Genomic DNA, 6,222 nt, shown 5'->3' on the forward strand with positions numbered 1-6,222 from the left:
AAACGCCGACCGCAAGCGCCAGCAGCGAGGCGGCGATGACGCGCCGCGATGGGATGAGACGGATCATGAGCGGGCCTCCAGGCCGAGCAGGTCGGCATGCGCGCCGGTCAGCCGATCAAGGCGGGCGCGATCGATGTGGAAATGTTTCAGCACGGCGACGCGGCGGGCCTTGGTGGCGAGCAGCGCGTTCTGGGCCGCGATCACGTCGTTGTAGGTGAAGCCGCCCCGCGCGAACCCTTCTCGCACGAGCACCACGGCGCGCTCGGCTTGGGGCAGGGTCTCGGCGGCGATGCGCCGGGCTTCCAGCGCCCTCGAAGCGAGCAGCACCTGAAGGCGCGCAATCTCCCGCTCTCGTTCCTGCCGAAGCGCCGCCATGTCAGCCTGGGCGGCGACGCCCTCGAACCTCGCCCGCTCGATGGCGCCCTCGTTCCGGTCATAGCGACCGAGCGGGATGGAGCCGCCTACGACCAGGCCGAGGTCCTGCCCGTCCCAGAAGTGGCGGACCCCGACGCTGACGGTGGCATCGGGCGTGGCCCGCGCTTGTTCGACGCTGACCCTCGCTTGGGCGACATCGCGCTGCGCGGCCAGCACCGCGAGGTCGATCTCGGCGGCCTCCCCGGCGACTTCGCGGGCGGCGCTGGTGTCTTCGAAGTCAGCCGGATCGAGGGAAAAGTCTGACGCCCCGATCCAGAACCGTCCCAGCGTGGCGCGGGCAAGACGAGCCTGGATTTCGGCCTGGTCGAAGTCGATCTGCGCTTGGGCGAGTTCGGCCTCGGCGCGGGCGCCGGCGAACAGGGGGTCGCGGGCCATGTCGACCCGACGCTGCACTTCGGTCTGGAAGCGTTCGGCCAGGGCGAGGCGTTCGCGAGCGATCTCAACGTCCGCCTCGGCGCCCAAGGCCTCTGCCCAGGCGCGCTGCACCTGCTCCAAACGATCAAGCCGCCGGATCGCGGCCTCGGCCCGAACGAGGGCGGCTTCACCCCGCGCCAGAGCCACGCGCGCCGGCCGATCGCCGCCGCGTTCGAACCGCTGTTCGTAGGACAGGGTGGTCTCGGTCCGGTCCATGATGTTTCCGCCGCCGAGCGTGGGCAGGTTCTCGACCATCAGGCCGACGGTGGGGTTGGGCCGGACATCAGCCTGGCGCAAAGCGGCGTCGCCGGCGCGCGCCCGCGCCTCCGCCCCGGGCAGGCCGGGATCGGCTTCGACGGCGCGCGCGAGAGCGTGTTCGAGAGACAGCGTGGGCGCATTTGCGACGGAGTTGGTCGGCTCTTGCGCCTGGGCGGATTGGGCCGGTGAGGCCGCCAATGAGAGCGCCGCAGCCGAAACGGCCGCGAAACGCGCCCACGATCCGGCGCAGCCGGCGATCGGGGTCTTCAAGGGTATCTCCGGAAAACGGGTTGCGCGCAGCCGAACGGCCACGCCGGTTCAGACGACCGTGCGCATCCGTTTGGGAGGGTGTTCCGGCCCATCGCCCGGCAGGCTCGACAAGGCCGGATCGACGCCTGGTCGCCACACGGCGGAGGTCGCAGGCGTGGCCGCAATCAGCGTCCGGCCCGAGCCGGGCGCAGCCGCCTGGACATCCCCGCCGCCGTGATGGTGGTGCCCGACGGGTATCGGGCCGTCGCTGTCAGGATCGGCGTCGACATCCGGAACCTCTTCCGGCGCCATGTGCACGTGGGGCGCATGGTGATCGTCGTCCGTGTCGGTGAGCGCGACGGCGGGCCAGTCGGCGGCATGCCCCAGCTCGTGCTGAGACGCCGACAGGCCATGCAGGTTCATGGCCGCCAGGACGGCGACGCACAGACCGATGCAGAGGTGGCGAAGGACGTCCGGCAAATCAGGGCTCCGAGAGCTCTGTAGCTTTCGCGTGGGGGAGAGGCAATCGCCGCTCGTCCGACCCGACGTTCAGTGTTGCCTAGCCCCTGCGCTGGCATTCGGGGCGGACACATCCGGCCTCGCAATGTCATCGCCGCGACCTCGCTGTTGTGGGATAAGTCTGCGACATCTGTCCTGCAGGGTCTGGTTTGGCGCATTTCCGCGCCACGAGAGGACAAGGCGTATGAAACTCCGATTCCAGACACCGTTGCTCATCGGCCTCGCTACGCTCGGCGTGGTGACCGCCGCCCATGCGTTCCAAGCGAATCACGGTTTCGATCCGTCATCGCTCGATGCGGATCGTGACGGCGTGATTTCGCCCCAGGAGTTGAGCACCCATGGCGACCAGCTCTTCGCCCGGGCCGACCAGGACCGGAATGGCCAGCTGTCCTCGCAGGAGCTGCGCGCGCTCCATGCCATGATGCCGGCCGCGAATCACGCAAGCGCGGCGAACCACGGGGCGGAGCACGGGACGCCCCCGCTGTCCCAAGCCCGGTTCCGCGAGATGATGGGGCGCCACGCCGCGGCGGCCGACGCCGACCGGGACGGTCGTCTGACCGTGGCGGAGGTCAGCGCCGCGATGCAGCACGGCTCCCGGCATTGAGTGCACGGGCTCACGTTTCGCCCTACGAAGTCCGGGGCGTGGATGGGGGCCGACAGGCCCGCGTCCTGCCCCGGATCCTGGTCGTCGAGGATGAGGACGGTATCCGCGAACCGCTGGTCCGCTACCTGTCCAGAAGCAGCTTCCAGGTGACGGCCGTCGAAAGCGCGGAGGACGCGCGACGCCTCCTCGCTTCCGCCTCTTTCGATCTGCTGATCCTCGACGTCATGCTGCCCGGCGAGGACGGCCTGTCCCTGGCCCGCTTCATTCGAACGACGACAGACATCCCGGTCATCCTGGTCACCGCCCGCACCGAGACAAGGGACCGCATCGCAGGGCTGGAGCTCGGCGCCGACGACTACGTCTGCAAGCCCTTCGACGCGGGAGAGCTCGCCGCGCGGATGAGGACGGTGCTGCGACGCGTCCGTCGGGCGCCCGCCCTGCCTCCGGATCCCGGCGCGGAGCGCTACTTGTTCGGTCCGTGGACGCTCGAGGCGGACACCCGCCGCCTGAGCCGGGCCGGGGGAGACTCGCGCCTTCTGAGCATCGGCGAATTTCGCTTGCTGCACGCGTTGGTGTGTCGCCCTGGGCGTATCCTCAGCCGCGACCAGCTTCTGGACCTGACCCAGAGCGGGGCCGGCGAGCCGTTCGACCGCAGCATCGACAACCAGATCAGCCGTTTGAGGCGGTGGCTGGAGGAGGACTCCCGCAGCCCGCGGTGGCTGAAGACCGTCTGGGGCGCTGGCTACATGCTCGACGCCAAGGTGGTTCGGTCGTGAGGGTCGGGCCACCGGACCTGTCGCTGCGCGCACAGCTCCTCGCGATCGCCATCGGCGGTTTTGCGGCCGGCCATCTCCTCAATTGGACTCTCGCCACAGGGCTGAGACATCTCCATGGCTCCCACCATCTACTGACCCCGCTGAGCGTCTGCATCTTCGTGATATTACTCGCGGCGGTAGCTTGGCTCTCCAACCGGGTAACCCGTCCCTTGCAGCGCCTGACGGCAGCGGCGGAAGGGTTTTCAGGCGCCGGGCCGCTGACGCGTCTTGAGCCGGAAGGACCGCCCGACATGCGCAGGGCGATCACGGCCTTCAACGCAATGAACGACCGCATCGCCACCCTTCTGGATGAGAAGGACCAGATGCTCGGCGCGCTCGGACATGATCTGCGCACGCCGCTCGCGTCGATGCGAATCCGGGCGGCTTCCATGAGGCCGCTAGACCAGCGGTCCGCCTTGTTCGCGACGGTGGACGGCATGGACCGGATGATCGACGACATACTCACTCTCGCCCGGACCGGCCGGTCCGCCGAACCTCTGTCGCGCGTCGATGTGAGGGCGTTGTTGCGGAGCATCCTGGAGGAGTTTGCGGCGCAAGGGGCCGCGGTCGAACTCCGGCCGGGTCCGGATGTCGCGTGGACGCTCAGGCCCGACCTGCTGACGAGGGCGGTCCGCAATCTGGTCGACAATGCGGTCCGATACGGGGGCGTCGCCCGCCTCGCTCTGGAAGTCGAGAGCGAGCGGCTCAGCATCGTGGTGGAAGACCAAGGTCCGGGCGTGCCTGCGGCGGAGCTGGAGACTGTCCTCAAGCCGTTTGCGCGGCTCGACCGCTCCCGCAGTCGTCGGACGGGCGGCGCGGGCCTCGGTCTCGCGATCGCCGCTTCCGTGGCCCGACTGCATGGCGGTGGGCTGGATCTGAAAAACCGCTCCAAGGGTGGTCTGGCGGCGAGGCTGTGGATCGGACCCGGCGGCGATCTCGAAGATCCGACCGACTTGTCGGCGGCAGGCTTCTAGCCGCGCTCACGCACTGTTCGCAGGCGCTGTCGAAGCGACGCCAGCGCCCTCCGATAGCCGCCGAAACCCGATTCGCCGCGTTGCTGAGACCGGGCGAAAACCGGTCGATTGAGGGCCGATTGTGTCCCTGAAGGGGATTACAATAGATTGTTATTCCTCACTTCTGGGTCCCATACGGGTCCCAGAGCCACCAAAGCGATGGAGCTCGAAAGCTAAGTGTTTGAAAAATTGGCGCGCCCGGAACGATTCGAACGTCCGACCCTCAGATTCGTAGTCTGATGCTCTATCCAGCTGAGCTACGGGCGCGCTTGGCCGCGAACGGCGAGGGCGGGTATCTAGCCGAAGGGGCATGAGGGGGCAAGGGCTTGGCGGCGGGTTTTCGACCGACCGCCTCAACGGCCCGAGCCCCCCGTTTCTCCGGACCGGGGTTCCGTTCGACAAGCCGCCGGGGCAGTGTGCCCGTCGCTCTCCCCGACGCCCGCCGAGTTCCTCCATGATCGCATTCCGACCTCCCGGCCCCCGCGCCCTGACGGCCCTGTTCGCGGCGGCGTGCGTCGCCTTGACCGGGTGCGGCGGCGCGGTTCCGGCGCGAGGCGCGGGCGGAGGCGAGGCCGCCGCCCCGGCGGCCTCGCCTCCGCCCGCGCGCGGTCCGTTCGTGGCCGCCGCCAATCCGCTGGCGGTCGAGGCGGGGCTGGAGGTGCTGCGCCGCGGCGGTTCGGCGGTGGACGCCGCCGTCGCGGTGCAGGCGGTGCTGGGGCTGGTCGAGCCGCAGTCGTCCGGTCTGGGCGGCGGCGCCTTCATGATGGTGTTCGACGCGGCGACGGGCGAGGTCACCAGCTACGACGGGCGCGAGACGGCGCCGGCCTCGGCCACGCCGGAACTCTTTTTCGAGAACGGTCGCCCGCTGCCGATCGCCGACGCGATCCTGAGCGGCCGGTCGACCGGCGCGCCTGGGGTGGTGGCCATGCTGGGGATGGCGCATGAGACGCACGGCGCGTTGCCCTGGCGCGATCTGTTCGGCGAGGCGAGGCGCCTGGCGACCGACGGCTTCATCGTCAGCCCGCGTCTGTCCGGTTTCGTCGCGGCGACGCGGGGGCAGGCGCGGACGCGCTGGGCCGACGCCTACTTCACCAAGCCCGACGGAACCCGGCTGGTCGCCGGGGACCGGCTTGCCAATCCCGAGTACGCCCGCACCCTCGCAGAACTCGCCGAGGGCGGGCCTGGGAGCTTCTATCGGGGCCGCATCGCGCGCGAGATCGCCGCGGCGGTGGCGCAGGCCCCGCGGCCCGGCGGGCTGACCGAGGCCGACATCGCCGCCTACCGGCCGATCGAACGTGGGGCCCTGTGCCGGCCGTACCGAATCTACGTCGTGTGCGTGCCGCCGCCGCCCTCCAGCGGCGTGGCGGTGCTGCAGCTCTTGGCCATGGCCGAGCTGACGCCGGCCGTCGGCCAGGGACCGGACAGCGCCGAGGCCTGGGCCGCCTTCGGACAGCTGCAGCGCCTGATGTACGCCGACCGCGACCGCTACGTGGGCGATCCGGGCTTTGTCGGCGTGCCGGTGCAGGGGCTGCTGGACCCGGCCTACGTCGCCGAGCGGGCGCGGCTGGCGCCGGACCTGACCGGCTCAGCCGAGGCAGGGGTTCCGCCGGGCGGCGTCCTGACCGGACCCGACGCGACGCGGGAGCTCGCCGGCACCTCTCACTTCGTCATCGTTGACGCTGAAGGGAACGCCGTCAGCATGACCACCACGGTCGAGAGCGTGTTCGGCTCGGGCCGAATGGCGGCGGGCTTCTTCCTCAACAACCAGCTGACCGACTTCTCCTTCTCGCCGACCCGGCCTGACGGCGGCCCGGCGGCCAATGCGGTCGCGGCGGGCAAGCGCCCGCGCTCGTCGATGGCGCCGGTGATCGTGCTCGACCGGCAGGGGCGGCTGGTGGGGGCCGTAGGGTCGCCC

Annotated in this window: 6 protein-coding genes and 1 tRNA gene; 4 read left to right on the forward strand and 3 right to left on the reverse strand. The window is 70.2% G+C overall.

What is annotated here, in order from left to right; all coding sequences use genetic code 11:
- Positions 1 to 63 precede the first annotated feature (63 nt).
- Both VGB60_RS12175 and VGB60_RS12180 read right to left on the reverse strand, forming a co-directional pair.
- Positions 64 to 1,377: a TolC family protein gene (locus tag VGB60_RS12175; protein ID WP_331038519.1), complete on the reverse strand. Its 1,314-nt coding sequence runs from the start codon at positions 1,375 to 1,377 to the stop codon at positions 64 to 66.
- Positions 1,378 to 1,425: 48 nt separating this feature from the next.
- Complete coding sequence (locus VGB60_RS12180; RefSeq protein WP_331038520.1) at positions 1,426 to 1,836, reverse strand: hypothetical protein; 411 nt, start codon at positions 1,834 to 1,836, stop codon at positions 1,426 to 1,428.
- Positions 1,837 to 2,083: 247 nt separating this feature from the next.
- Between VGB60_RS12180 and VGB60_RS12185 the strand changes: the two genes are divergently transcribed.
- Genes VGB60_RS12185 through VGB60_RS12195 form a run of 3 tightly spaced genes read left to right on the forward strand, consistent with a single transcriptional unit; the run spans position 2,084 to position 4,268 of the window.
- Positions 2,084 to 2,479, forward strand: coding sequence for a hypothetical protein (locus VGB60_RS12185; protein WP_331038521.1), 396 nt, complete (start codon positions 2,084 to 2,086; stop codon positions 2,477 to 2,479).
- Positions 2,476 to 3,255, forward strand: coding sequence for a response regulator (locus tag VGB60_RS12190; protein ID WP_331038522.1), 780 nt, complete (start codon positions 2,476 to 2,478; stop codon positions 3,253 to 3,255). Before VGB60_RS12185 ends, VGB60_RS12190 begins: the two co-directional genes overlap by 4 nt.
- Positions 3,252 to 4,268 carry a HAMP domain-containing sensor histidine kinase gene (locus tag VGB60_RS12195; protein WP_331038523.1) on the forward strand — a complete coding sequence of 339 codons (1,017 nt, stop codon included), beginning with the start codon at positions 3,252 to 3,254 and terminating at the stop codon, positions 4,266 to 4,268. Before VGB60_RS12190 ends, VGB60_RS12195 begins: the two co-directional genes overlap by 4 nt.
- A gap of 229 nt (positions 4,269 to 4,497) precedes the next feature.
- On the opposite strand, the gene VGB60_RS12200 is transcribed toward VGB60_RS12195, so the two are convergent.
- Positions 4,498 to 4,574 (reverse strand) — tRNA-Arg (locus tag VGB60_RS12200).
- Positions 4,575 to 4,761: 187 nt separating this feature from the next.
- On the opposite strand from VGB60_RS12200, the gene VGB60_RS12205 reads away from it, so the two are divergent.
- Positions 4,762 to 6,222: gamma-glutamyltransferase family protein (locus tag VGB60_RS12205; protein WP_331038524.1), on the forward strand; the 1,461-nt coding region annotated here is incomplete at its 3' end.

Origin of the sequence: Brevundimonas sp. (genome assembly GCF_036399195.1) — a bacterium.
GTDB lineage: Bacteria > Pseudomonadota > Alphaproteobacteria > Caulobacterales > Caulobacteraceae > Brevundimonas.